At 67.1% G+C, this 23,723-nt stretch carries 25 protein-coding genes and 1 pseudogene; 13 read left to right on the top strand and 13 right to left on the bottom strand.

Going from position 1 to position 23,723, the window contains the following annotated elements; all coding sequences use genetic code 11:
• Positions 1-521 precede the first annotated feature (521 nt).
• Complete coding sequence (locus A5695_RS18155; RefSeq protein ID WP_231974890.1) at positions 522-923, top strand: MarR family winged helix-turn-helix transcriptional regulator; 402 nt, start codon at positions 522-524, stop codon at positions 921-923.
• 329 nt (positions 924-1,252) lie between these two features.
• Here the strand turns inward: A5695_RS18155 and A5695_RS18150 are convergent, their stop codons facing one another.
• Together A5695_RS18150 and A5695_RS18145 are read right to left on the bottom strand one after the other, a co-directional pair.
• A complete protein-coding gene (locus tag A5695_RS18150; protein WP_068085052.1) occupies positions 1,253-1,432 on the bottom strand; it encodes a hypothetical protein in 180 nt (59 codons plus the stop codon).
• A gap of 38 nt (positions 1,433-1,470) precedes the next feature.
• Positions 1,471-2,406: a hypothetical protein gene (locus A5695_RS18145; RefSeq protein WP_156749723.1), complete on the bottom strand. Its 936-nt coding sequence runs from the start codon at positions 2,404-2,406 to the stop codon at positions 1,471-1,473.
• 246 nt (positions 2,407-2,652) lie between these two features.
• On the opposite strand from A5695_RS18145, the gene A5695_RS18140 reads away from it, so the two are divergent.
• The 4 genes from A5695_RS18140 to A5695_RS18125 all read left to right on the top strand — a co-directional run bounded on the left by A5695_RS18140 (position 2,653) and on the right by A5695_RS18125 (position 7,881).
• Positions 2,653-4,134, top strand: coding sequence for an aldehyde dehydrogenase family protein (locus tag A5695_RS18140; protein WP_197515538.1), 1,482 nt, complete (start codon positions 2,653-2,655; stop codon positions 4,132-4,134).
• Complete coding sequence (locus A5695_RS18135; RefSeq protein WP_231974889.1) at positions 4,131-5,105, top strand: hypothetical protein; 975 nt, start codon at positions 4,131-4,133, stop codon at positions 5,103-5,105. The genes A5695_RS18140 and A5695_RS18135 overlap by 4 nt, the downstream gene beginning before the upstream one ends.
• A 36-nt stretch (positions 5,106-5,141) precedes the next feature.
• Positions 5,142-6,281 (top strand): acyl-CoA dehydrogenase family protein, encoded by a 1,140-nt coding sequence (locus A5695_RS18130; RefSeq protein ID WP_068085047.1) that lies wholly within the window; start codon positions 5,142-5,144, stop codon positions 6,279-6,281.
• A 358-nt stretch (positions 6,282-6,639) separates the two neighbouring features.
• Positions 6,640-7,881 carry a MaoC family dehydratase N-terminal domain-containing protein gene (locus A5695_RS18125; RefSeq protein ID WP_068085044.1) on the top strand — a complete coding sequence of 414 codons (1,242 nt, stop codon included), beginning with the start codon at positions 6,640-6,642 and terminating at the stop codon, positions 7,879-7,881.
• 2 nt (positions 7,882-7,883) lie between these two features.
• Here the strand turns inward: A5695_RS18125 and A5695_RS18120 are convergent, their stop codons facing one another.
• Positions 7,884-8,873 (bottom strand): alpha/beta fold hydrolase, encoded by a 990-nt coding sequence (locus tag A5695_RS18120; protein WP_231974888.1) that lies wholly within the window; start codon positions 8,871-8,873, stop codon positions 7,884-7,886.
• A 145-nt stretch (positions 8,874-9,018) separates the two neighbouring features.
• On the opposite strand from A5695_RS18120, the pseudogene A5695_RS30345 reads away from it, so the two are divergent.
• Positions 9,019-9,294: pseudogene (locus A5695_RS30345) on the top strand (acyltransferase); the annotation flags it as partial.
• Here A5695_RS30345 and A5695_RS18115 read toward each other — a convergent pair.
• Genes A5695_RS18115 through A5695_RS18085 form a run of 7 tightly spaced genes read right to left on the bottom strand, consistent with a single transcriptional unit; the run spans position 9,258 to position 14,618 of the window.
• Positions 9,258-9,920: a response regulator transcription factor gene (locus A5695_RS18115; RefSeq protein ID WP_068085041.1), complete on the bottom strand. Its 663-nt coding sequence runs from the start codon at positions 9,918-9,920 to the stop codon at positions 9,258-9,260. The pseudogene A5695_RS30345 and the gene A5695_RS18115 overlap by 37 nt on opposite strands.
• Complete coding sequence (gene macS / locus A5695_RS18110) at positions 9,910-11,070, bottom strand: MacS family sensor histidine kinase (protein WP_068085038.1); 1,161 nt, start codon at positions 11,068-11,070, stop codon at positions 9,910-9,912. The genes A5695_RS18115 and macS overlap by 11 nt, the downstream gene beginning before the upstream one ends.
• Entirely contained in the window at positions 11,039-11,791 is a 753-nt protein-coding gene (locus tag A5695_RS18105; protein ID WP_068085098.1) for a class II aldolase/adducin family protein, read from the bottom strand. The genes macS and A5695_RS18105 overlap by 32 nt, the downstream gene beginning before the upstream one ends.
• Positions 11,788-12,582, bottom strand: a complete 795-nt coding sequence (hcaB, locus tag A5695_RS18100) for a 3-(cis-5,6-dihydroxycyclohexa-1,3-dien-1-yl)propanoate dehydrogenase (RefSeq protein WP_068085035.1) — start codon at positions 12,580-12,582, stop codon at positions 11,788-11,790. Before hcaB ends, A5695_RS18105 begins: the two co-directional genes overlap by 4 nt.
• On the bottom strand, positions 12,566-12,796 hold the full coding sequence (locus tag A5695_RS18095) for a dihydrodiol dehydrogenase (protein ID WP_369830208.1): 231 nt from the start codon (positions 12,794-12,796) through the stop codon (positions 12,566-12,568). The genes hcaB and A5695_RS18095 overlap by 17 nt, the downstream gene beginning before the upstream one ends.
• An 8-nt stretch (positions 12,797-12,804) precedes the next feature.
• Entirely contained in the window at positions 12,805-13,335 is a 531-nt protein-coding gene (locus A5695_RS18090; protein ID WP_068085030.1) for a 3-phenylpropionate/cinnamic acid dioxygenase subunit beta, read from the bottom strand.
• Positions 13,332-14,618, bottom strand: coding sequence for a Rieske 2Fe-2S domain-containing protein (locus A5695_RS18085; protein ID WP_068085027.1), 1,287 nt, complete (start codon positions 14,616-14,618; stop codon positions 13,332-13,334). Before A5695_RS18085 ends, A5695_RS18090 begins: the two co-directional genes overlap by 4 nt.
• A 388-nt stretch (positions 14,619-15,006) precedes the next feature.
• On the opposite strand from A5695_RS18085, the gene A5695_RS18080 reads away from it, so the two are divergent.
• From A5695_RS18080 to A5695_RS18060, 5 genes are read left to right on the top strand one after another with little or no spacing between them, the layout of a single operon-like run.
• Positions 15,007-15,978, top strand: coding sequence for a Rieske 2Fe-2S domain-containing protein (locus A5695_RS18080; RefSeq protein WP_068085024.1), 972 nt, complete (start codon positions 15,007-15,009; stop codon positions 15,976-15,978).
• A complete protein-coding gene (locus A5695_RS18075; protein WP_068085021.1) occupies positions 15,975-16,460 on the top strand; it encodes a hemerythrin domain-containing protein in 486 nt (161 codons plus the stop codon). The genes A5695_RS18080 and A5695_RS18075 overlap by 4 nt, the downstream gene beginning before the upstream one ends.
• 60 nt (positions 16,461-16,520) lie before the next feature.
• Positions 16,521-17,276 (top strand): protocatechuate 3,4-dioxygenase subunit beta, encoded by a 756-nt coding sequence (gene pcaH / locus A5695_RS18070; protein ID WP_068085018.1) that lies wholly within the window; start codon positions 16,521-16,523, stop codon positions 17,274-17,276.
• Entirely contained in the window at positions 17,269-17,841 is a 573-nt protein-coding gene (gene pcaG / locus A5695_RS18065; protein WP_082946161.1) for a protocatechuate 3,4-dioxygenase subunit alpha, read from the top strand. The genes pcaH and pcaG overlap by 8 nt, the downstream gene beginning before the upstream one ends.
• Entirely contained in the window at positions 17,838-19,064 is a 1,227-nt protein-coding gene (locus A5695_RS18060; RefSeq protein WP_068085016.1) for a lyase family protein, read from the top strand. Before pcaG ends, A5695_RS18060 begins: the two co-directional genes overlap by 4 nt.
• On the opposite strand, the gene A5695_RS18055 is transcribed toward A5695_RS18060, so the two are convergent.
• A complete protein-coding gene (locus tag A5695_RS18055) occupies positions 19,055-19,702 on the bottom strand; it encodes a TetR/AcrR family transcriptional regulator (protein WP_068085013.1) in 648 nt (215 codons plus the stop codon). The two genes, A5695_RS18060 and A5695_RS18055, sit on opposite strands and share 10 nt — an antisense overlap.
• Positions 19,703-19,919: 217 nt before the next feature.
• Here A5695_RS18055 and A5695_RS18050 point away from each other — a divergent pair, with 217 nt between their 5' ends.
• Together A5695_RS18050 and A5695_RS18045 are read left to right on the top strand one after the other, a co-directional pair.
• Complete coding sequence (locus A5695_RS18050) at positions 19,920-20,201, top strand: DUF1876 domain-containing protein (protein ID WP_068085093.1); 282 nt, start codon at positions 19,920-19,922, stop codon at positions 20,199-20,201.
• A 12-nt stretch (positions 20,202-20,213) separates the two neighbouring features.
• Positions 20,214-21,017, top strand: coding sequence for an HPF/RaiA family ribosome-associated protein (locus A5695_RS18045; RefSeq protein ID WP_068085010.1), 804 nt, complete (start codon positions 20,214-20,216; stop codon positions 21,015-21,017).
• A gap of 87 nt (positions 21,018-21,104) precedes the next feature.
• On the opposite strand, the gene A5695_RS18040 is transcribed toward A5695_RS18045, so the two are convergent.
• On the bottom strand, positions 21,105-22,424 hold the full coding sequence (locus tag A5695_RS18040; protein WP_068085007.1) for an alpha/beta family hydrolase: 1,320 nt from the start codon (positions 22,422-22,424) through the stop codon (positions 21,105-21,107).
• Positions 22,425-22,434: 10 nt separating this feature from the next.
• Positions 22,435-23,556 carry a hypothetical protein gene (locus A5695_RS18035; protein WP_068085005.1) on the bottom strand — a complete coding sequence of 374 codons (1,122 nt, stop codon included), beginning with the start codon at positions 23,554-23,556 and terminating at the stop codon, positions 22,435-22,437.
• Positions 23,557-23,723 lie beyond the last annotated feature (167 nt).

Raw genomic sequence — 23,723 nt, 5'->3', positions numbered from 1 at the left:
TGCGATGACAGGCAAGAAGTGTCGAGCCCGACCAGCTCGCGGTCCGCAACTTTCAATCGAAGTCGGTGCAGCGCAACGCGATTAAATCCGACCACTGGATCACCCTTGCGGTCTCACGGCGATTGCAACGCACGGCACGTTCACATGCGTCCGCCGCGCCCGCCTGACGGCGTTCTTAGGTATAACGGACGGCCGTGTAAGCGAACTCGCTCTGGCGCCGAGGGTCAGCAAGAACGCGGTCGGCCAGCTGGTGGGGGAACCGAAGTCCCTCGCATACGTCGAGCGTTTGATGGATTCCGTCGATGGGCGGGCCGGGCGCGTCCGCTGCACCGGTTGGGGGTTGCGAGGTGACGCGCCCGCCGACACCTGGCGCGCCGGTACCTTCAGCCCGGACTGGCTGGAAACACACGCGAAGGGAGATTTCCATGGTCAGGCGTAAGCGCCGCGTCGCAGACAGCGACGCGGTTCGCGATTTCCAGTCGAACTCGCTCCAACGTCACGCTATTGACTTCGGCGAGTGGATGACACGTGCCAGCCTGGTGCGAGCGCAGCGCCTGGGGCACTCCCAGCTGCGTCCTGCTCACGCGCGACTACTGGTTTACCTGGACTGGAAGGGCAGTCGGGTGAGTGACCTCGCGGTGGCCCTCGGCGTGACCAAGAACGCGGTGAGCCAGCTCGTGAACGAACTCGAGTCCTTGGGCTATCTCGAGCGCGCCCCGCACCCCGTCGACGGGCGCGCCAAGATCGTTCGCTACACCGATTTCGGCCATGAACTCTTGCGGGATGGTCTGGCGATCAGCACTGCACTCGACGGCGAGGTGGTCAACATCATCGGTGCTGACAGATTCGAGCTGCTCCGGGAGATGCTGGCCGACATCTGTCGGGGTCTTCCGCCAGCGGACGCGGGCGGCGTTCCGTCGTGACGGTGTTGGAGGTGCCGCGACGCTCTCAGAGGTCGGCGAAGATCGGCCCCTGAGTTGCGCATTCGAACGGCTGAGCAAGGGCTGGGCGCCAGCAGCCGGTTCCGGTGGCGGTCGCTCGCCCGGCGGTCGGTCTGGGCACTCTCACTCGGGCGAGGGTGAAACCGACCGCATCGGCACATTCGGAATGGCTGTTGGACAGGGTTACGTACACCGTCGCACTTGCCTGCTGGCCGGTGCACACGCCGGCCAGCAGTGTGGCCGTTGCTGCTGGCGCCCCGCCGGACAGGAAAACCGATTCGGACGCGCTCGGACCGGAATACGGCTATGCGTCAGAGCTTTATGACGATCCCCTGGGTGAGCGTGACGACGACTGCGAGCGCGAAGATGAAACCGAAGGACAGCAGGAGCAGTGTCCGGGTCTCTCGCCAGAGGTCGGCGTTGTCCGCCGGCGGCAGGAAGAACTCCGGCGGCAGGTCCTTGACCGCAACACGGTGGTGGTCATCGGGCATGGAACGTCCTTTCGCGGTATCCGAGGTGCACTGCAGGGCTAGATCTGGGGAGGGATGTACACGTCGTTGGCGTGTAGGAGTATCCGCAACACGACCAGCGGGAAGACAGCGCAGAAGAAGAAGCTGACCTGGAACACCACGAACCAGGCGCCGAGTCGCCTCAGTTCGAACTTCCACCGGGGAATCGTCACCTCATAGTTGAGGTAGTCGTCGAACTCCTGCTGCTTGGTCCGATGGACCTGCTTGACCGCCACCGCGGCGCCGCCTGCGGACAGCGCTGCCGACTCGCCGGCCGTTTGCGAGGTCTTGGGGGTCTTGGGGACGGTGAACCGTTCGAGGCGGAAGAACCGCTCCATGTGGTTGAGGCCTTTAATCGGGGGCTTGCCCGCCCAATAGGCGATCAGATTAGGCCACACGCACATAATGCCGATGGTCCACAACAACGTGATGCGGCCGCCCGTGCTCCATTGGATGAGCGGGCCGATGCCCGGGTCGTAGGTCCACCACCCGAAGTACGCGGCCGTGCCTTCGACGAGGAAGTCCCAAATGTAGTTAACCGGGATCGCCAGGACCAACATCGATTTGAGCATGCTCCAGCCCAGTCGCGACGACAGATATTGACTCAACCACAAGACGATCAGAGCGTGCACGCCCCAGTAGAACGCGTAGGCGAACGGCATGAAGAGCGGATCGTGGGGGGTCTTCAGCGGAAGCCATTCGAGTAGGTGGTGCCGGGCGAACGCCGGGCTGTAGAACAGTTGCTGACCCCAGTCGCCGATTGTCTCCATCCAGTAGACGGCCATGCTGTTGACCAGGAACAAGAACCCCCACGTCAGCCGGCGGCGGCGAATGACATCGGCGACCGCCAACACCATGAAGATGCTGGCGACGATCGGAATGACCCAGTTGAAGACCCACACCGCGCCTGGGGCCAGGGTTACGGGAGGAGCGAGTTCGGCGGCCGCTGACAACATCAGTTCTCACATTCTACGGGGGGTGGTGAAGAACACTTCACTAAATCTCGCGTGTGATGTCAACCACCCTATTCCTCGGTCGTCGCATTCAGCACCAAAATGGGGCCGCTGCCGGCGTGCTCATACTGAGTTGGGGCGCAGCACGATTGAGTCGGGGTATTGACGAAGGACGACTTGGATAACATAGTTAGCCTTCTGGGGCGGCTAGGCGTTGCCGACCCTGCCGGCCCGATGGGAGGAAACGGAATGACGAGTTCGGATACCGACATGATGGCGGCCGAAGATCGCATGTACGTCGACGGAACGCTGCGACTGGCCGCGTCGGGCGAACGGGTCGACAACCTCAACCCCGCGACCGGCGAAATTATCGGCACTGTGACGAACGCCGGCGCCACTGACATGGAGGATGCGCTCGCCGCCGCGCGCCGCGCCTTCGACGACACCGACTGGGCAACGAATCGAGAATTTCGCCAGCACTGTCTGCTGCAGTTGCACGACGCGCTACAAACGGAGAAGGAGGCCTTTCGCGCCGAGCTCATCGCCGAGGCCGGCGCCACGGCGATGACCACCCATATGTTCCATCTCGACTGGCCCATCGCTGAAGCCGTCAGATGGCCCGCCGAGTACATCTCCCACTACCAATGGGAGCGTCAACTCGAGCCGGACACCAAGGTCGCCTCCCCCGCCACCAGGATGGTCGTGAAGGAACCCATCGGCGTGGTAGGAGCCATCACCCCGTGGAACTTCCCGTTCGAAATCATCAGCAATAAGATCGGCCAGGTGCTGGCCACCGGAAACACGATGGTGCTCAAGCCGGCGATGGAAACGCCGTTCAGCGCGCTGCGGTGGGGCCGAATCATCGCGGAGAAGACCGATATTCCCGCAGGCGTGGTCAACATCGTCCCTGCGGGAGACAACGCCGTGGCGCAGACGTTGCTTACCGACCCGAGGGTCGACATGGTGTCGTTCACTGGCTCGACCGATGTGGGGCGCCTCATCCAGCGACTCTCGGCCGAGACGATGAAGCGAAACCTCCTTGAACTGGGCGGCAAGTCGGCGTACCTCCTCCTTGAGGACGCGGACCTGCAGACTTCCCTTCCCGGCTGCATCGCAGCGGCGACCCACGCCGGCCAGGGTTGCGCACTGTTCACGCGGCTCATCGTGCCGCGCGCGAAGTACGCAGAGGCAGTCGAGTTCGCCACCGCCGCGTATGCCGCCATCCCGGTCGGTGACCCCACGGACCCGTCCATCTTCTGCGGTCCACTGATCTCGGAGAAGCAGCGCACCCGGGTCCTCGACTACATCGAGGTCGCTCAGAAAGAGGGCGCGCGGATCACCGTCGGTGGGGGCATACCCGACGGTTTCGACCGGGGCTACTTCGTGTCGCCCACCGTCCTAGCCGATGTGACGCCCGACATGCGGGTCTTCCAGGAGGAGATATTCGGGCCGGTACTGGTGGTCACGCCCTACGACGGTGGTGACGACGAGGCCGTCGCGCTGGCCAACGATTCGCTATACGGACTCGCGGGGGCAGTGTTCGGCTCCCCGGACCGGGCTCGCGCGGCGGCCGGCCGCATCCGTGCCGGCACGGTTTCGGTCAACGGCGCGATGATCTACGGCGCCGACGCCCCGTTCGGCGGCTATCGGCTGAGCGGAATCGGCCGACAGAACGGACACGAGGGTTTCGAGCAACACCTGCAAACCAAGAGCCTCGCTTTCCCCTCATGATCTCGAAGAACGAGGAAGCGTTGTCTGACGGTGAACCGCTGCAAGTCGCGGCTGCGGATGACTTCACGGTGGACGACGACGCACCGCATCCTGCCGGTAACGACTTCTACTTCACCGAAACCTACTGGTACTCGTTCTTCGTTCCCGAACGCAGTCTCGGCGGATGGTTGTACGCCGGCATCCGGCCCAACGCTGGTGTGACACTTGGCGGTTGCTGGATTTGGGATGCCTCGGGAACCGATCCGTGGGAGATCCCGTTCTTCGAGCAGTACCACTTCCTCAAGCTCCCGAAGGGCGGCAGTCCGGACGGCATCGAGTTCGCCACTGGGATGACGGTCCGCACGATCGAACCCGGCATGGCCTACCAGCTCGGCTACAGCGACCGCAACAGGCTGCGGGTGGATCTGCGGTTCGATGGCACTGAGCGTCCGGTGGCACTGCGGGCGGGAACCCCGCCATATCCAAAGGCGTCGCATTTCGACCAAACCGGACGTGTCACGGGCACAGTCGAACTCGACGGGGAGCGCATCGACGTCGACTGCTATGCGATGCGGGATCGGTCGTGGGGTAGCCGGCACGAACGTGGTTTCCGTCCCATGGGCTACACGTGGATGGCCAGTGAGGACTGGTCGGCCCTGCTGTACTCGCGCCCATCGCTCAGCGATGGCGATGAGATCTACGCGGGCTACGTGAGGCGCGGCGATCGGACAACCTACGTTCGCGACGGTATCCGCCACGTCGAACGCGACACCGCCAGCGGCTGGATCACGGCCATGCGGTTGGAGGTCACCGACGAGTCCGGGCACGTGCTGAACGTGGAGGGCACCGCCAAGAGTCGCATGATCCTGCCGGGCGCGACAAACGTGTGCGTCAACTCCGCGTTGACCTTGGCGTCCGACGGCGCCACCATTTACGGCGAGGATCAGGACGTCTGGCCAATCAGCGTGTGGCGCAAATTGACTCGGCGATGATGAGGTCGCGGCGCATGCGAGTCGGATTGGGCCGATATGCCCGTTGATCGTGTCCTGCCCACCGAGGAAGCCCACGACGTAATCGCGCTCGCGCGTGACGTCGCCGACAAGGTGCTCGACCCGATCGTCGACGAGCATGAGAAGTCCGAGACTTACCCCGACGGGGTGTTCGCGCAGTTGGGCGCTGCGGGGCTGTTGAGCCTTCCTCAACCCGAGGAGTGGGGTGGCGGCGGGCAGCCCTTCGAGGTGTACCTGCAGGTGCTCGAGGAACTCGCCGCCCGGTGGGCCGCAGTCGCCGTCGCCGTCAGCGTGCACAGTCTGTCGTCGCACCCTCTGCTGGTGTTCGGCACCGATGCACAGAAACAACGGTGGTTGCCGGACATGTTGTCGGGCAACCAGGTCGGCGCCTACAGCTTGAGCGAGCCGCAGGCCGGCTCGGACGCCGCCGCGCTGCGCTGTGCGGCGGTAGCCGACGGTGACGGGTATCTGCTGAACGGCTCGAAGTCGTGGATCACCCATGGCGGGATGGCCGACTTCTACACGCTGTTCGCCCGCACGGGTGAAGGCAACAAGGGCATCTCCTGCTTCCTCGTCCCCGGCGACCTGCCGGGGCTGAGCTTCGGCAAGCCAGAGGAGAAGATGGGCCTGCACGCTGTCCCAACGACGTCGGCGTTCTACGACAACGCGCGCCTCGACGCAGGCCGCCGCATCGGCGACGAAGGGCAGGGACTGCAGATCGCCTTCAGCGCACTGGATTCCGGCCGACTGGGCATCGCCGCCGTCGCCGTCGGACTGGCTCAGGCCGCGCTCGACGAGGCGACGCGCTACGCGAACGAACGAACGACGTTCGGCCGAAAGATCATTGAGCACCAAGGGCTAGGATTCCTACTGGCCGATATGTCCGCCGCGGTGGTCAGTGCGCGCGCAACCTACCTGGACGCCGCACGACGGCGTGACCTGGGTAGGCCGTACTCGGCGCAAGCCAGCGTCGCCAAGCTCGTCGCGACCGACGCGGCAATGAAGGTGACCACCGACGCCGTGCAGGTCTTCGGCGGTGCCGGCTACACCCGCGACTACCGCGTCGAGCGTTACATGCGCGAAGCCAAGATCACGCAGATATTCGAGGGAACGAATCAGATCCAGCGTCTGGTGATCGCCCGTGATCTGACGGGCTGACGAGGCCCTCGATCGAGGCGGTCATCAGTTAGGCCCGCTTACCGCATTTGGTGAGGGGGAGGGGGTGTGCATCTACGAACGACCGGATGCCCACAAGATTCGAAGGGGCGGTCAGGGCTTCGATCCCGCCGTGTCTTGCTTCTGATCGACCAGGTGAGCGCGTGCGCGGTAGCGGTTCGCCTAGTAGGACTCCTTGACACGTCGACGAGTCCCGTCGCCCACGATCATCGTTAGGGCAAGAGCAGGGTCCTAAGACATGGTGTACATAGCTATCGGAGTATACTACGTTGGGGGGTGTTGCGACGTCGCACGATGCGCTCGCCAGACCGCGGTGATTCGTGCGTGGAGGGATGTTGATGTGACCCAGACCGATAGATCCGAGCAGTTCGGTGTTCTCACAGATGATGCGATCGCCCGGTCGCGGCGTCGGCTCGGCATTCCCCAACCCGAATACAACCCGCCGCACAACTATGAGGTGACCGCGGACGGGACGAGACACTTCGGCTACGGCTACGGCGACGACAACCCCCTGTACTGTGACCCGCAATATGCTGCGACCACTCGCTGGAAATCACTTATCGCACAGCCCAACTTCCTGTACACAATGGGCGAGGACGCCGCGCCCAAGCCGGACGCTGAGACCAAAGCGCTGCTGAAAGGCGATCCCTTCGCGGGCTTGGGCTCCTATCAGGCCGTGATGGAATTCGAGTGGTTCCGCCCGCTCTATTTGGGAGACCGATGCCGTGTCCTTCATGCCCAGGTGGGTGTCGAGCCGAAGCCGAGCTCCTTCGGCGGCAGAACCGTACATGTCACCCACGACTACCTGTACGCCAATGGAGACGGGGAGATGCACGCCGTTCGGCGCGGTACCTGGATCAACGCGGAACGCCACACCTCGAAGGAGAGGGCCAAGGAGAAGCTGCAGCAGGTGCCGTACACGGACGAGGAGATCGCCGAGGTCGACGCAAGCTACGCGGCTGAGACGCGTAGGGGCGCGGAGCCGCGTTACTTCGAAGACGTTCGCGTCGGGGACGAGCTTCAGCCGCGCGTCAAGGGGCCGCTGACCACGACGGACATCGTGGTGTGGCACATGGGATGGGGCATGCAGTTGACCCCTCCCGGTTCGTTCGGACTCGCGGCCCGTGTGCGGCGGAAGGCGCCCGGATTGTATCCGCGAAACGCCCTCAACATTCCCGACACCGTTCAGCGGCTGCACTGGGAACCCGAGCGCGCACGCGAGCTGGGTCTGCCTAACTCCTACGACTACGGGGGCCTACGCGAGACGTGGCTGACTCACCTGATCACCGACTGGATGGGTGACCACGGCTGGTTATGGAAACTACGGTGCGAGCACCGCAAGTTCAACTACATCGGCGACCTGACGTGGGTGCGGGGCGAGGTCATCGACAAGTGCCAGGCCGATGGGCGGAGTGAGGTTCATCTGCGCGTTTGGTGCCAGAATCAGCGGGGCGAAACGACGACGCCAGGGACGGCCGTCGTTCTCCTGCCGACGCGAGACGGGGACGTCTCGCTACCCGAGCCACCCGCTGCGGGACTGGAGGGCATGCTCGAGTTCGAGCTGAATCGGTTGGCGCTCTGAGGTCACGTAATCGACCACATTTCGAGTACGGTCCGCAGAGTCGCCACGAGCGCGAGAGGTTGATCGAGCATCGGATGATGTCCGGCCTCAGCAAGCTCCAGGAACGGACCTCGAAGCTGCATGGCGGATTCGATGCGCCGTGCCATCTCTCGCGAGACGATGCCCCGTTCCGAGCGGACGAAGGCGGTCCTGCACTGCATGCTTTCGAGCATGCGTTCCAGCGGCTCGGGGTCGATCGGCCCGAAATCGCTGTCGGGGAGTGCGAAGACCAGCGGATCGAATTTCCAGAACCATCGTCTGCCCGATCGGCGAACTGAGTCGGCAGCTATGTGGCTAGTAACGTACGGAAGCGTGACGGGTTGTGCCGGAACCACTCTGAAACGGGATGTGATCTCGGCGCGGCTGGAGTAACCCCGCGGCTTGGCTCCGCGGTTCCGTAGACGTCCCCCTTCGGGCGCACGGTCGCGCAGTGGGGAGTCGATGACGACGATTCCGTCGATGGCGGCGGGATGCTGGATCGCGGCGGTGGCGGCGACCCAGCCGCCCATGCTGTGACCAATGACGGCGGGTTGGGCGCCCGTGCTCACGGCGTCGGCCACGGCAATGATTTCTTGTGCCCAGTGGCCCAACGAGTATTCTGAGCGCCGTCCGCTGTCACCGTGCCCGCTGAGATCGGGAGCTATCACGTAGCGATGATGCGCGAGCAACGGCGCAATGTTGTCCCACCATCCAGAATGGGCGCCTCCGCCGTGAACAAGGACGAGGACTGGAGAGGTCGGGTTTCCCCACGCTCGCCAATGGATCGGGCAGCCGTCGATTTCGATAATGCGGCGTTCGAACGGGTACGCGAGTGCGTCGGTAAACCACGTTGGTGCGTAAAAAGTCTTCGAATGTCGGTAATTCGCGCCGTTTTCGGGTTCGATGACGCTGTGTGCGGCGCGAACGCCGCCTGGGTCAGCCCGTCCGGCGTGTGGCCGAGGTCGCAGTCGCACATCCGGATTGTACGCGGCACATAGCTTACGTAGTTAGTGTCGCCCGGCCGATAGGGTCGCCTGGGCAGGGAACTGTCCGGCGATCGTGACGAAGTCGGACATGATATCGGGACGAAGTCGGACTTGATAAGGCCGCGCTTGAGCCGATGGTGGACCGCGATCGGCAACTCCGGGCGCACCCACGGTGACCCGGGCCCGGGCGAGGAGCGGCCATCGGTGCCCTGTTGTGCGTTGCGGGCGTGGCGATTCTGGCCGCCATCAGGTGGGGGCTCAAGGACGACGGCCTGGTGTGCATGGCCGTGATGGTGACCGCATTGGTAGGCGCCCGCGTGGTGGCCGCCGCACCGGCCCAGCGCCCCACCACCGTTCGCGGTTAACTGCGGGTCACGGCTCCTCGTCGAGGCCGTGCTCGATGGCGTAGCGTGCCAACTCCACCCGGTTGGCGACCTGGAGTTTGCGAAAGGTTGCCTGCACGTGATTTTCGACGGTGCGGTGGCTCAGTGAGAGTTTCTGGGCGATCTGCTTGGCGGACAGGCCCTTTGCCACGTAGCGCAACACCTCGGTTTCGCGTTCGGTGAGGCTGGGCCGGGCGGGGCCGTCGTCCTTGCTCTGCGCCATGCGCCGGTATTCGCCCAACACCAGCCCGGCCAGGCTCGGGGTGAACACGGCGCGGCCCTCGGCTGTCGCCGTCACGGCTTGCGCCAGTTCGGATTTGGAGGCGCTCTTGACCAGATACCCCGTCGCGCCTGCCTTGACGGCTTCCAATACGTCGTCCCGCTCGTCGGACGCCGAGAGCACCAGCACCCGGGACGAGGGGGAGACCGCGAGCACTCCCGCGGTCGCTTGTGCGCCGTCGCCGTCGGGCAGCTGCATGTCCATCACCACCACGTCGGGTTTGACCACGGCGGCCCGCCGCCGCGCGGCGGCGACGGTGTCGGCGGTGGCGACCACGGTGAACCCGTCGTCGGCCAGGTCACGGGCGACGGCGTCACGCCAGATGGGATGGTCGTCGACGACCATCACCGTCGTAGGCGTCTCATCGGCCATGGTGTGCCTTTCCGCGTGGCACGCACAACTCCCATTCGGTGCCCTCTCCGGGTTCGCTGCGCAGCTGGGCGCTGCCGCCCAGCGACGTCAGCCGCCCCACGATCGATTGCGAGATACCCAGGCGCCCCTGGCCGGCCGCCTCCTCGAGCCGGCCGGCGGCGATTCCCACACCGTCGTCGCGGATGCTCACCACCACGGAATCGCCGAGGTCTTCGACGAGCACGAACGCGTGCGCATCGGGTCCGGCGTGCGCGACCACGTTGTCCAACGCGTTGCCCACCGCCGCGTCGAGCTCGGTGCTTACCCCGCGGCCCAGGGGCACCGGTGTCGGGGGCAGGCTCAGCGACACCCGGTCGGATTCCCTGCACCGCAGCAGGGTGCGCAGGTCGACGGTGGCGGCGTCGGTGTCGTGGTCGATGTCGGTGCTGGCCAGCCATCGCCGCAGCGCGCGTTCCTGCTCGCTGGCCAGGTCGGCGAGTTCCGCTGTGGCGCCGCCGATTTCGTGGCCCTTCTTGGCCACCAGCGCCAGCACCTGGATGGCTCCGTCATGGACCTGGCGGGACAGGCGTTCCCGTTCCTGCACCGCGGCCGTCAATCGGGCCGCCTGCTGGAGCTCATCGTGGGCGCGCCGCGCGGTTTGGGCGGCCATGCCGATCGCCATGCCGATCGCCAGTTCGATGATGACGGTGGCGTTGTGCCCCAGGTTGAGGGCGAGATAGTTCTTCACCGCGAAATTGGTGGCCATCACCACCAGGCCCGTGGCCATGCCGCCGGCGGGGCCGAACTGGATCGCCGCCGAGATGGTCGGGTTGCTGGCCCACAGCGTCGTCGGCCAGGTCTGATTGTCGGCGGCCCAGTGCGGCGTGGTGACGATGGCGTTCGACGACATGAGCAGCACCACGACCACGATCTCGGCGAGCACCCATGCCGGTTTGCGCCCGAACCCGCGCAAGTAGGCCACCGCGCACGCCGCGCTCCAGCCGATCAGCACCGCGAACAGCGCCCAGCCCAGCGCGGGCCGACGCAGATCCGGGTTGATGGCGATCTGGAACCCGGTCGCGTATACGCAGCTCAGCAGCCGGAACACTTGCGCTGCACGCCATAGCGGCGTGGTGGGATCAAGGCCGTTTTTCGCCATCGTGGTCAGCATAAATGTGGGCCAACCGGGCCACTTCGTGACGCCAGGCTGCCTCGGCGGTGAATGCCGGCCCCAGGTCGGGCAGGTCGTCCCAGTCGGCGTCGTCGATACCGCGCAGGGTTCCGCCGGCGCCTTTCACCCGCAACGCCATTCGGGCCAGCGCGTCGAGGCTGATCGCCTGCAGCACCGCCTGTTGCACGGTGGCGGCCGCGCTGGTGATCCCGTGTCCGCGGCAGATCACCACCGGCCGGCCGCGCATGGCCGCCACCATGTCCTTGCCCAGCGCCGAGGTGCGGATCAGCACGGCGCGTTCGTAGACCGGCACGCCGCCGCGGGCCAGCCACGCGCCGGGAATGTCGTAGGCGCCGTAGATCGGCCGGATTTCGATGCCGGCCAGGTCGGCGGCGACCACGGCGGGCGGGTGCAGGTGCGCGACGGCCCGGTGCCGCGAATCGGCCAGCAGGGTTTCGACGTGGATGGGCAGTTCGTTCGGGACGCGGTACCCGTCGAGTTCGCCGTGGGCCCCGGCGCCGCCGGCGAACGTGATGAGCCGGATGTCGCTGGGCCGGGTGAACGCCACCCCGGTGTCGGTGTCGCTGCGGCAGCGGATGAGCAGGCGCTCCTCGTCCACCCGCAGGCTGAGGTGGCCGAGCATGCCGTCGACCAGCCCGCGGGCCGCGGCCACCCGGCAGCCCTGGGCCACCAGCGCGCGTTGCTCGTCGAGGGCCGTCATTGCGGTGCGCCCAGCCCGAATCCGCCGTCGGGACGGACGGTTTCGCCGGTGATCCCGCGGGAGCGGTCGGAGGCCAGGAACACGAAACTCCAGGCGTGGTCCGCCGCGGTGAGCGCGACGTGCAGCGGCGTGCGGGCGGCCACCTGTTGCGCCCGGTCGGGGCCGTCGTCCAGGCGGACGCCTTGAAGCCCCAGGCTGGCCAGCCCGCGCAGGTCGGTGTTCAGGGTCCCGCCCGGCGCCACCCCGTTGACCCGGACCTGCGGCGCCAGCTCGTGGGCCAGGGCCGCCACCAGCCCGCGGACGGCGAATTTCGACGACACGTATAGCGCGCCGCCACGCCCGGGATAGAACGACGATGCGGACTCGGTCAGGATGACCGAGGATCCCGTCCCTTCCCGGAGCCGGGGGAGTGCCGCCTTGACGGACTGCAGGTGGCTGAGCACGTTGGTGCGAAACATCTCGTCGAAGGCGTCGGGCAGGGCGCCGGCGTCGATGTCGCCGATGCCCCGGTAGAAGTCGAAGATTCCGACGCAGTTGACCAGCGTGTCCAACCCGCCGTGGGCGCCCACCGCGGCGCCGACGGCGCGCTCGTTGGCCTCGCGGGTGACCGCGTCACCCTCGATCACCGGCACGTCGGGCAACTCCTGCCGCAACCGCTCGCACTTGGCCGGATCCAGTTCCAGCGCAGCCACTTTCGCGCCCTCGCCGAGAAAGGCGTCGGTGACGGCGCGGCCGATACCCGAACCCGCGCCGACGATCAGGGAGCGCTTGCCCTCAAGCCATCCGGTCATCGCCGTCCTCCGAAGCGTCGGGCACCAGCGGCGCGCCACAGTTGCCGACCATGGTCGCCAGCGTGCGGGCGTTCTGCCACGTCAGCGCCTCCAATTCCAGCGCGTCCAGGCTGATCGACCGCCCGGTTTTGGGTGCGCTGATCAGCAGCCGCGACCCGTTGCGGGTGTCCACCCGCCGCACCTCGACTTCGGCGAATTCGTTGGCAACCACGATTTTTTCGTTCACAGGAACACCGCCAAATTCTGCATCCGCAGGACGGACTCGTCGACAAAGATGCTGCGGCGAGCCAGCTTCCAGCGATCCTCACACCACCGCAGCAGGTCCTCGCGCCCGCAGGACACCAGCGCGCTGTCGTTGACGTCCCCGCGACTGCGGAACAGCAGCTCGGCGGACTCGGCCACCAGGTGCGCGGGGTCGTCGCCTTCGAAAGTGCGCACGTTGGTGATGAAGTGGCGCAGCCGCGACGGCGGGTCCTCGGTCCAGGCGTGCTCGGTGGCGAAGCGAGCGACCCGCTGGCGCAGCGAGTACTTGTCCTCGTCGAAATGGGCCATGCCCGGGCCCCTGACCGGTGAGGCGTCGAATCCGGCGCCCCGCGCGGTGGTGACCCGGACCGGCATGACGTAGCGGACGTCGTCGGTCAACGTGTCCAGCCAGGCTTCGTAGTGCTGGGCGTCCAGCAGGTACGTCTCGTCGACCAGGAACTGGTGCGCCTGCAGATGGCGAGTGTCGCTGAATGGCAGGGCTTTTCTCATGACAGGTAGTCCGCCCACAGGTTCAGTAGCGCGCGCTGGTTGTGCTCGTTGTAGCCGACCTGCGCGCGTCCCGGCCCGTGGAACGACTCGGCGGTCAGCGGCTCGACGACGGGGCTGTCGTCGGAGTGCAGCCCCATCCGGCTGTTGAGCAGCAGCCGCCGGGCCATGGCACCTCCGGCGGTGGTGGTCAGCGATACCCAGTTCTCCACGTCGTCCTGCTCGAACATGCCGGTCGAACCGAAACACATCAGATACGCCTTGTACGAATCTTGTTTGTACTGCGGGGGAGCGGCGGAGTCCACCGCGAACCACGAGCAGACCTCGGTTTCGTTGGCGCTGATCGGCTGCCACAACCGGATCGAGATGAAGGGCAGCGTCTCGTCGTCGTGGCCGTCGCGCACCTTGGGCCAGTTGTGCACGAAGCTCAGGTTCGGAAAACAGGTGGCGGCCGAGATCATGAAACCGTCCTCGCCGACCATTTGTTGCTGTCGCGGCGTCCACACGTCCTTGATCCGGCCGATCATCTCGTCGGGATAGCCGACATAGCGCATCCGCTCGTCGAAGCCGCCCGGCGGGAGCTTGTAGGTGGTGCCGCCGCCCCGGTGCGCCCAGTAGGTGGCGCCGTCCTTGCGCTTCTGCGCTTTGGGCTCCCGGAACAGGCCGATGTCGACGATCGAGGCATGGGTGTGCGGCGTGTGGTACATGTCGCCGGCGAAGTTCTCCGCGCCGATCTTCCAGTTCGCCTTGATGCGCCAGCGCTGCGGACCCCGCACCTGTAGGCCGCCGGCGCTCTGCTTGGTGTAGAAGTCCAGATAGAACCTGAAGTCGCCGAGAAAGTCTTCGAGCGGTTCGGCGTGCGCGTCCATGCTGATGAACAGCAGGCCATTGTAGCCGGCGAAGTTCGGTGCGGGCAGCAGGTTTTGGGTGCTCTTGGCGAACCCGTCCTCGCCGCCGTAGGCCTCCTGATGAAACGGCACTCCGGTGAGCCGGCCGTCGTTGCGGTAGGTCCACCCGTGATACGGGCAGCGGAAGTTGGAGGCGTTGCCCATCTCGGCGCGACACACCTGCATGCCGCGGTGCCGGCACATGTTGAAAAAGGCGCGCACCTCGCCGGTTGAGTCGCGACTGATGATGAAGGAGTCGTCGAGGACCCGGCGCACCACGTAGTCGCCGTCCTGCGGGATCTCGGACTCGTGCGCCACGAACGTCCATGCCCGGCCGAACAGCCGCTCCTTCTCCAGCGCGAAGAGCTCGGCGTCGTTGTAGATGTGGGCGGGGACCATCCCCTGGCGAATGTGGTGAAGGACGGGGTCCAAAGTCGCGCGCAGAGCTGTCACCAAACCCCCGATCTATCTGCTGGCCAGAGATATGTTCCACTCAGTAGAATTCCGCATCGGCTGCCGCCGGTCAATCGGCTGGGCGGGTTTGCGTCCCGCGGCCCGGGGTACGCCTGCGGACGGCGCGGTTCCGGCCCCGACCAGCGGTCAGGTTTTCACAAGAATGCTTTGTGCTAATTCACAGGTTTCTGGCAATCGAGTGACCGGGAGACCGGGATACGGTGGTCACGTCAGCTCCGCTGCGCATGTGAGCGCGCGGTAACCAAGGGGTAAAAGGTTCGATTTTGCGTGCGTTGCTGAGCTTTGGCGACGTATCTGAGGAAGGGCTGGTGCAATGGCTGCTCGGGCACTGGATGGTCGATTGCAGAGACTCGGATCGCGAGTGGTGTCCGCCATCGGGCGGCAAGAGTGGCTGGATCGGCCCAGCTATCGGTTCGAACACATCCTCAGCTTCGCCTTCAACGGCCTGGGCGGCGCCCGCAACGCCGTCACCAACGCGTTGCACGGCGTGTGGCTCGGTCATCCGGTTCATCCGCCGCTGGCGTCGCTGACGAGCGGTGCGCTGGGCACCACCGTCGCGCTGGACGCGCTCAGCCTGCTGCCCGGCCAGCCCGCCACCGAGGTCCGCGACGCGTCGAAGTTCGCCTCGCGCGCACTCGGGGTGGGCATCCTGGCCAGCGTCGGGTCCGCCGTCACCGGCGTCACCGATTGGCAGCACACCCACGAAGCGGACCGCCGGGTCGGCGCCGTGCACGGCCTGGTGAACCTGGCGGCCACCGCGCTGTACGCGCAGTCCTGGTGGGATCGCCGCCGGGGCCGCCACGGCCGCGGCATCGCCCTCACCGCTTTGGGTTACGGCATCACGGTCGCGGGCAGCTATCTCGGCGGGGCGTTGGTGTTCGAGTCCGGCGTCGGCATCGACCAGTCGGGTGCGCGGCTGCGCACGACGGAATGGAAGCCGGTGCTCCCGGCGAGCTCGCTGAACGGAAAGCCGGTGCGGGTCGAAGTGGACGGGGTGGGCCTGGTGGTGTGCCAGACCAAGCCAGGGGAGGTCGCGGCGTTCGGGGAGTTGTGTCCGCACCTGGCGGCGCCCATGGCCGACGGCTGGGTCGACCGCGGCCGGCTCGTATGCCCTTGGCACGGTTCATGGTTCGCGGCCGAGTCGGGTGACGTGCTGCGCGGCCCGGCCGCGGCCCCGCTGCCGTGTTACCAGGCGAGGTTGGTCAACGGAATGGTCGAGGTTCGAGGTGAGCCCGAGCCCGCGCTCGGTGCGGCCGGGGGAATCGGAGAAGGGGAAGGCAAGTGAACGCCTACGACGTGCTCAAAGAACACCACATCGTGATCAAGGGGCTGGGCCGCAAGGTCAGCGAGGCGCCGGTGAACAGCGAAGAGCGGCATGCCCTTTTCGACGAGATGCTGATCGAACTCGATATTCACTTCCGCATCGAGGACGACCTGTACTACCCGGCCCTCAAGGACGCCACCAAGCTGATCGCGGTCGCCCACGCCGAGCACCGCCAGGTGGTCGACCAGCTTTCCGTCCTGCTGAAGACCCCGCAGAGCGCGCCCGGTTACGAGGACGAATGGAACTCCTTCAAGACCGTGCTGGAGGCCCATGCCGACGAGGAGGAGCGCGACATGATCCCCGCTCCTCCCGAGGTCAAGATCACCGACGCGGAGCTCGAGGAGCTGGGCAACAAGATGGCCGTGAAAATGGAGCAATACCGCGGGTCCGCGCTCTACAAGATGCGCACCAAGGGGCGGGCGGCGCTGGTGCGTTCGCTGTAAGTCCGGCGCCGCCGCCGATTTGCGCGGTGCGCGGGGCCATGGAGAGTAGCGTCACGGCTCATGAAGCCCGAGTGTATCGCGTCTCAGGGTGACATCACGGCCGAGATCGCCGCCATCGCAGCCGAATACCGCGCACCGGAGGCGCAGCCCCGCCTCGACTACCCGCCCTACCGCAGCACCGCCCTGCGACATCCCAAACATGCGCTGGTGCCGGTCGATCCCGAGGGGGTCGAACACTGGGCGCCCTGCTTCGGTCACCAGGACGTCGACCCGGTCGACGCCGACCTCACGGCGGGGCATCCGGGTGAACCCCTGGGTGAACGCATCATCGTGGCCGGGCGCGTGGTCGATGGGTCCGGCAGACCGGTGGCCGGCCAGCTGATCGAGATTTGGCAGGCCAACGCCGGGGGCCGCTACCGTCACCAGCGCGACCAGCACCCGGCCCCGCTCGATCCCAACTTCACCGGCGCCGGCCGGTGCCTGACCGGGCCGGACGGCTCCTACCGCTTCCTGACCATCAAGCCGGGCCCGTATCCGTGGCGCAACCACCACAACGCGTGGCGCCCCGCGCACATCCACTTCTCGGTGTTCGGGACAGCCTTCGCGCAGCGCCTGGTCACCCAGATGTACTTCCCCGGCGACCCGATGTTCGACCTGGACCCGATCTTCCAGTCCGTCCTCGACCCCGCCGCGCGGCGACGGCTGATCGCCCGCTACGACCATGGCCTCACCGAGCCGGATTATGCGACCGGGTATCGGTGGGACATCGTGCTCACGGGTGGCGGCGGCACTCCTCTCGAGCGTCGTCATGACTGAATGTGCTTGCACCCCAGGGCAAACGGTGGGCCCCTTCCTGGACCTGGGGTTGCCCTATCCCGGTGGTGGCGCGCTGGTGGGCGACCGGGATCCGCACGCGGTCCGGCTGCACGGCTCGGTGTATGACGGCGCCGGTGACGGTGTGCCCGACGCCCTGGTCGAGCTGTGGCAGCCCGACGGCGCAGGCCGCGTCCCCCGGCACGCCGGTTCGTTGCGCCGCCACCATGACGTCGATGGGCCGTTCACGGGCTGGGGCCGATGCGCGACCGACGGCGCCGGCCGGTACGCCTTCACCACAGTGACGCCCGGCCCCACCGGAGCCGGACGGCCGCCGTTCTTCGCCCTGACTGTGTTCGCCCGGGGCCTGCTGGACCGCCTGTTCACCCGGGCCTACCTGCCCGACGGCGACCTTCGCGCCGAGCCGCCGCTGGCGGACCTCGATGCCCAGCGTCGCGCCACCCTGCTCTGCGTCCGCGAAAGCGGTTGCCGGGATTACCGTTTCGACATCCACCTGCAAGGCCCGCGCGAGACCGTGTTCCTGGCTTACCGGGACGGTGCGCGATGACCAACCTGTTGTGGCCCGGCGACCACCGCGCCCGAGACCACATGACGGATCGGGCCCTGCTGGAATCGATGGCCGCGGTGGAAACCGCGTGGCTGGACGCCCTCGTCGCCGAACGCCTGGCCCCGCCCGAGTGCGCCGGGGCAGACCTGCCAATGCTATTGAGCGCCAACGATTGTGAATCCCTGGCTATTGCCGCCGAGGACGGCGGCAACCCGGTCATCGGCCTGGTCGGCCTGCTGCGACAACGCGCCGCCCCGAAAGTCGCGCCGTGGATCCATCGGGGTCTCACCAGCCAGGACGTCCTGGACACCGCCATGATGCTCGGCCTGCGCGAGGTGGTGGGGGAGCTGGCCGCACAGCTCAGGGGCCAGGTCTCGACGCTGACCGAGCTCGTCACCCTGCACCGGGTGACGCCCATGGTGGCGCGCACCCTCACCCAGCACGCGGCGCCCACCACCTTCGGCGCGAAGGCGGCCGGCTGGCTGAACGGCGTCGTCGATGCGTTCGAGGCACTGTCCGCGTTGGTCATCCCCGTCCAGATCGGCGGGGCCGCCGGCACGTTGGCGGCCAGCACGGAGCTGGCGGCGCTGCTCACCGGCTCCGCCGACCCCGCCGCGGTGTCCGCCGGCCTAGCGCAACGCACCGCAGCGTCTTTGGGAATGGCCCTCCGATTGCCATGGCACACGGCGCGCGCGCCGGTCACCGCGGCCGCCGATGCCTTCGTCGGCTGCACCGACTCATGGGGCCGGATCGCCTCGGACGTCGTCACCTTGGCCCGCCCGGAAATCGGCGAACTGAGCGAATCCGGTGCCGAGAACCGCGGGGGTTCGTCGTCGATGCCGCACAAGCGAAACCCCGTGTTGTCCATCCTGATCCGCCGGGCCGCCCTGTCCGCACCGCCGCTGGCGTCCACCCTGCACGCCGCGGCGGCGCTGGCCAACGACGAGCGACCCGACGGCGCCTGGCACGCCGAATGGGACGCGCTGCGCACGTTGGCCCGGCGCGCCGTCGTCGCCGGCTCCCAATGCGGTGAGCTGCTGGCCGGGCTGACCGTGCACGCCGACCGAATGTCGGCAAACCTCGATCACGCCGACGTATTAGGGGAGCAAGAGGCCATCGCTGGGCTGGCGGGAAAACCGCCGTCGCCGACCTACTTCGGCGCCGTGGACCGGCTGATCGACGACAGCCTGGACCGCGCCCGGCGGGCGCTCGGTCAGCGCTGATAGATGCTGGCCAGCCAGATGTGCAAGAGGGTGTCGACCGCCCGGTCCTCGGGCATCGCCTCGTCCTCGGCGGTGAACGTCGCGGCCATCACCCGCTCGCTCAACATGTTGAGGGCGAGCGAGAGCTGCTCGGCCGGAACGGTGTCGGGGGCGGCGCCCCGGCCGCGCTCCGCCTTGATGGCCGCCGTGGTCAGCGAGATCCACCTACCCATGAGCGTGGACCACAACTGCCGCACCTCGGGGTTGGTGGCCTTCGCGGAGGCGCCCGCCACGGCGACCGCCGGGTGAGAGCCCGACACCTCGAAGAACGCCTCGATGCGCGCGCGCCACAGCTCCGCGGGGTCACCGGACGAGATTCCCCCGAGCGACCGCAGGGCCGCCTGCGCCTTGCCGTTCATCTGGTCCAGCAGCGACAGCAACACCGCGTTCTTCGATCGGAAATAGAAGTAGAAGGTGGGCCGCGAAATCCCGGCGCCTTTTGCTAGGTCATCCACGGAGAAATCCGCGAGCGGGCGTTCCCGCAACAGGCGCTCCGCGGTGGCCAGTATCGCCTGTTCCCGGTCGTCACCCGAGTGCGGCGACGACCGGCGGCCCCGCGAGGCGTGCAGGTACTTGGCCTGTGTCGGGAGGTTGGACACGCCCGCTACTGTTGGGCACCCCGATATACGCGAACGAAACTACTGATTAAGCCCAGCAATAATGTCGATTAAGTTCGACGCTTTCTTCGGGGACGTCGGTGCGTTTGCTGGCCGGTTCATCGCGTTGGGCGGGCCCGCGCCAACGCCGACGAGCTGCGCCGAGATTCGGGACTTCCGCCCCTACTACGGCCCCGCCGCGCAATGGTCGCATCGGGTGATGACGAAGAACGACGACGCCACCAAGGCCTGCCACATCGACGTGCTGGTCGAGGAGCGCGACGAAAAGACTCGGGCGAAGGCGCGACTGTCCTGGCAAGGCAAGACGCTCGTCGGCGTCGGCCTGGCGCGACTCGACCCCGCCGACGAGCCCGTGACCGCGATCGGGGACGAGCTCGCCGTCGCCCGTGCGCTGTCCGACCTGGCCAACCAGCTGTTGGCTGCGACATCGGTAGATATTCAAGCCAGCACGCACGAGCCCGTCACGGGCCTGCACCACTGACCGGGGGACACGATGAGACAACGACCCGATCTTCCGGCCGCCTTCGACGTCGAGGTGACGACGCGCGGCCAGTTGCCCGGGGCCGACGAGTACGCGCGGACGAAGATCGGCGAGCTCGGCCACCTCTCCCACGAGCCGGTGCTGTACGCCCACGTCAAGTTGAGCGAGCACGGTGACCCGGCGGTGGCCCGCCGGGTGATCGCGCAGGCCAACCTCGACGTCAACGGCCGGCTGGTGCGTGCGCACGTCGAAGGCGTCACGGCGCGGGAAGGGATCGACCGACTCGAGGCGCGGCTGCGCCGTCAACTGGAACGCGCCGCCGAACATTGGGAAGCCAAGCGCGGTGGCATGCCACAGCGCGGCCCGCACGAGTGGCGGCACGAAACCGAGCCGACGCACCGGCCGAACTATTTCCCGCGACCGGACACCGAACGCCGAATCATGCGGCACAAGTCATACAGCCTGCTCACCTGCACGGTGGAAGAGGCCGCGCTGGAGATGGAGCAGCTCGACTACGACTTCCACCTGTTCACCGAGAGGAACACAGGGCAGGACAGCGTGCTATATCGCCAAGGGCCGGCCGAATACCGCCTGGCACAGGTCAATCCGGTGGCCGCGGAGGAAGTGGCGCCGGACGAGTTGCCGTTGACCCTCAGCCCGCAGCCGGCCCCGCGCCTCGACATCGATCAGGCCATCGAGCGGATGAGATTGCTCGGCCTGCCGTTCCTGTTCTTCGTCGACACCGCCCGCGACCGCGGCAACGTGCTGTATCACCGCTACGACGGACACTACGGGCTCATCACACCGGCGACGTGAAACGCCGATAGGCCAACCGAATCCGCGGCGGTCCCGGCATCCCCCCGTCCGGGACCGCCGCCCCAAACTTCAAGCGTGCGAACGGATTCAGTGCTCCGGCGCAGCGAGGTGGTCGATGAACCAGTCGCGCGCGAGGACCGCCACTTGCTCAAGGGTGCCCGCCTCCTCGAAGACGTGGGTGGCTCCTGGCACCACGGCGACCTCGCACTCGGCCGGGATCGCCGCCTGGGCCTGCCGGTTCAGCGCCAGCACCATCTCGTCGCGTCCGCCCACGACCAACAAGGTCGGGGCGCGAACGTTGCGCAGCGCGTCACCAGCCAGATCGGGCCGGCCGCCGCGCGACACGACCGCCGCGACCTTGACCCCGGGATGGGCCGCCGCGCTCAGCGCCGCGCCCGCTCCGGTGCTGGCACCAAAGTAACCGACCGGCAGTGCGGCGGTGTCGGACTGCCCGGCCAGCCAGCCCGTCACGTCGACCAGGCGACCCGTGAGCAGCGCGATGTCGAATACGTTGGCGCGGTTGCGTTCTTCCTCCGGGGTGAGCAGGTCGAAGAGCACCGTGGCGAAGCCGGCGTTGTTGAGCACCTCGGCGACGAAGCGATTACGCGGACTGTGCCGGCTGCTGCCGCTGCCATGGGCGAATACCACGACACCCTTCGGGTGCCGGGGAATGGTCAGGCGTCCGGCCACCGCGACAGATCCGGTCGGCACCCAGATTTCCTCGTCGCGCAGCGGCGGATCATCGGCCTTGGCGGCGGCCGCCCCGAAATCGCCCCGGGCGCGCTCGAGCAGGGCTACCACCTCGTCATCCGAGGTCTGAGCGAAGTGACGGTATCCCTGGCCGACGGCGAGGTACGGCACCGGAGTTTCCAGGCATACCACCTCATCGGCGTATTGAGCGAATTGCTCGGCGGTCTCCGCTGCCGCGATGGGAACGGCCAGAACCACCTTGCTGGCGCCCTCGGCGCGGGCCACCTGGCAGGCCGCCTGGGCGGTGGCTCCGGTCGCGATCCCGTCGTCCACGATCAGCGCGATCCGACCGAGCAGCGGGACTGGTTGACGGGCTCCGCGGAAGCGTTCCGACCGGCGTTGCAGCTCGGCCAGCTCCCGGGTCTCGACCGCAGCCATCTCCCGGTGGGTGAGCCGCGCTTCGCTGACCACGGCGCCGCTGAACACCCGCACCCCGCCATCGCCGACGGCGCCAAACGCAAGTTCGGGGTGGTCGGGCACTCCCAGCTTGCGCACCAGTAGCACATCGAGTGGGGCGTGCAGCGCCTTGGCCACCTCGAAGGCCACCGGAACCCCGCCGCGCGGCAGGCCGAGCACCACGACGTCCTGCCCGCGCAGATATGCCATACGCGAACCCAATTGGCGTCCAGCGTCGGCGCGGTCGATGAATCGCCTCACGATGAGCTCTCTAAGATCGGCGACCGGCGAGCCTGTCGGTTACGGCATACCGCAGCAACGCGCCGGCCCCGCCCGCGGGTGCGATGCGGTTTTCGGCCCGCACCAAGGTGGCGCCGACCGCGATCGCGCAGAACGGCAACGCCTCGTCGGCCCTGGCCACCCGCTTCACCGGCTCGCCCAGCTCGGACAGCGCGTCGGCGTCTGGGGCGATCGTGGTCAGTGCCGTGCCGGTAACCACGGTGGCGTCGCCCATGTCACCGACGATCAGCGTGTCGACGTTCCCGTCGCGAAGCGCCGCACACACGGCGGCCAGGCCGTCGGCTGCCAGCCCAGAGCCGCGCCCCTGTTCTGCCTCGAATCGTTCTGCAGTGCTGGTCATTTCGGCACGCCGACGGCGGTCGAACTCCGCGGCGGTCAGTTCGCCGATTTCGTTCTCGTCGATAGGGGTCTTGCGGGCGGTGTGCAGCTGCGCTACCCGTACGGCCACCCGCTCCGGCAGCTCCACCGTCACATCCGCGAGCGAACGCACCTGGCCGCAGAGGAACACAACCTCGGGGTCCGCCTCGTCCACCAGCCGGGTGAGCTCGTCGGCGACTGCGCGGCAGTTCATCCTGATCGCCTCCTCGGTGGTGTGCTGGAGGTCGCCATACCCGTTCCATCCGGCCGTGACCGGCTTATGCACCGGGTAGCCGCCACCGTCGACACTCTTCGAGGTGACCGCTCCACCCCGATTAAGGCTGATGTCCGCCCCGGTGTGATCGACGGCGGCGAACACGTATGTCGGATGCTGCACCTGCATACCGATCAAGGGCACGAGATACGGGTAATCCGAGAGGCGCACTACCGTGGCTGCGGGCGGGGCGATTAGATGCTCGTTGATCAGCACCTCAGCGTTCGTCGCGATCACGGCGCGGCCCTGCCGACCGACGGCGGGGCGATGGCGCAGCACGGCATCCTCGAGCATGCCCAGGGCCTTCGCGTCCGCGCCCATGTCCTCGAGTTGCCTGCGGATGTCGGCCCATTTCACGTCGAGCTGCTCGGCGGCGTCCAGAGTGTCGTGTGAGTCGTCGAAGTACACCGAGACGAACGGGCCCTGCGCCTTCGCTAACCACTTAAGGCGATCTGCGTGCATGCCATCCCTCCACTGCTTGCGTCGTCGTTGCTGTTCGTCCAACCGTATGGATCACGACGGCGACGCGAGAGGGTCGTTGGCCCTTGGCTAGGGGTCTAAGGTCCCAGGCCGGGCAGGACTGGACGCCCCCTCGTCGGGCTCAAAGCGATCGTTTAGAGGACTTCCTT

The organism is Mycobacterium sp. E1747, from assembly GCF_001667775.1.
GTDB lineage: Bacteria > Actinomycetota > Actinomycetes > Mycobacteriales > Mycobacteriaceae > Mycobacterium.
This window is presented reverse-complemented; position numbering and strand designations above follow the sequence as displayed.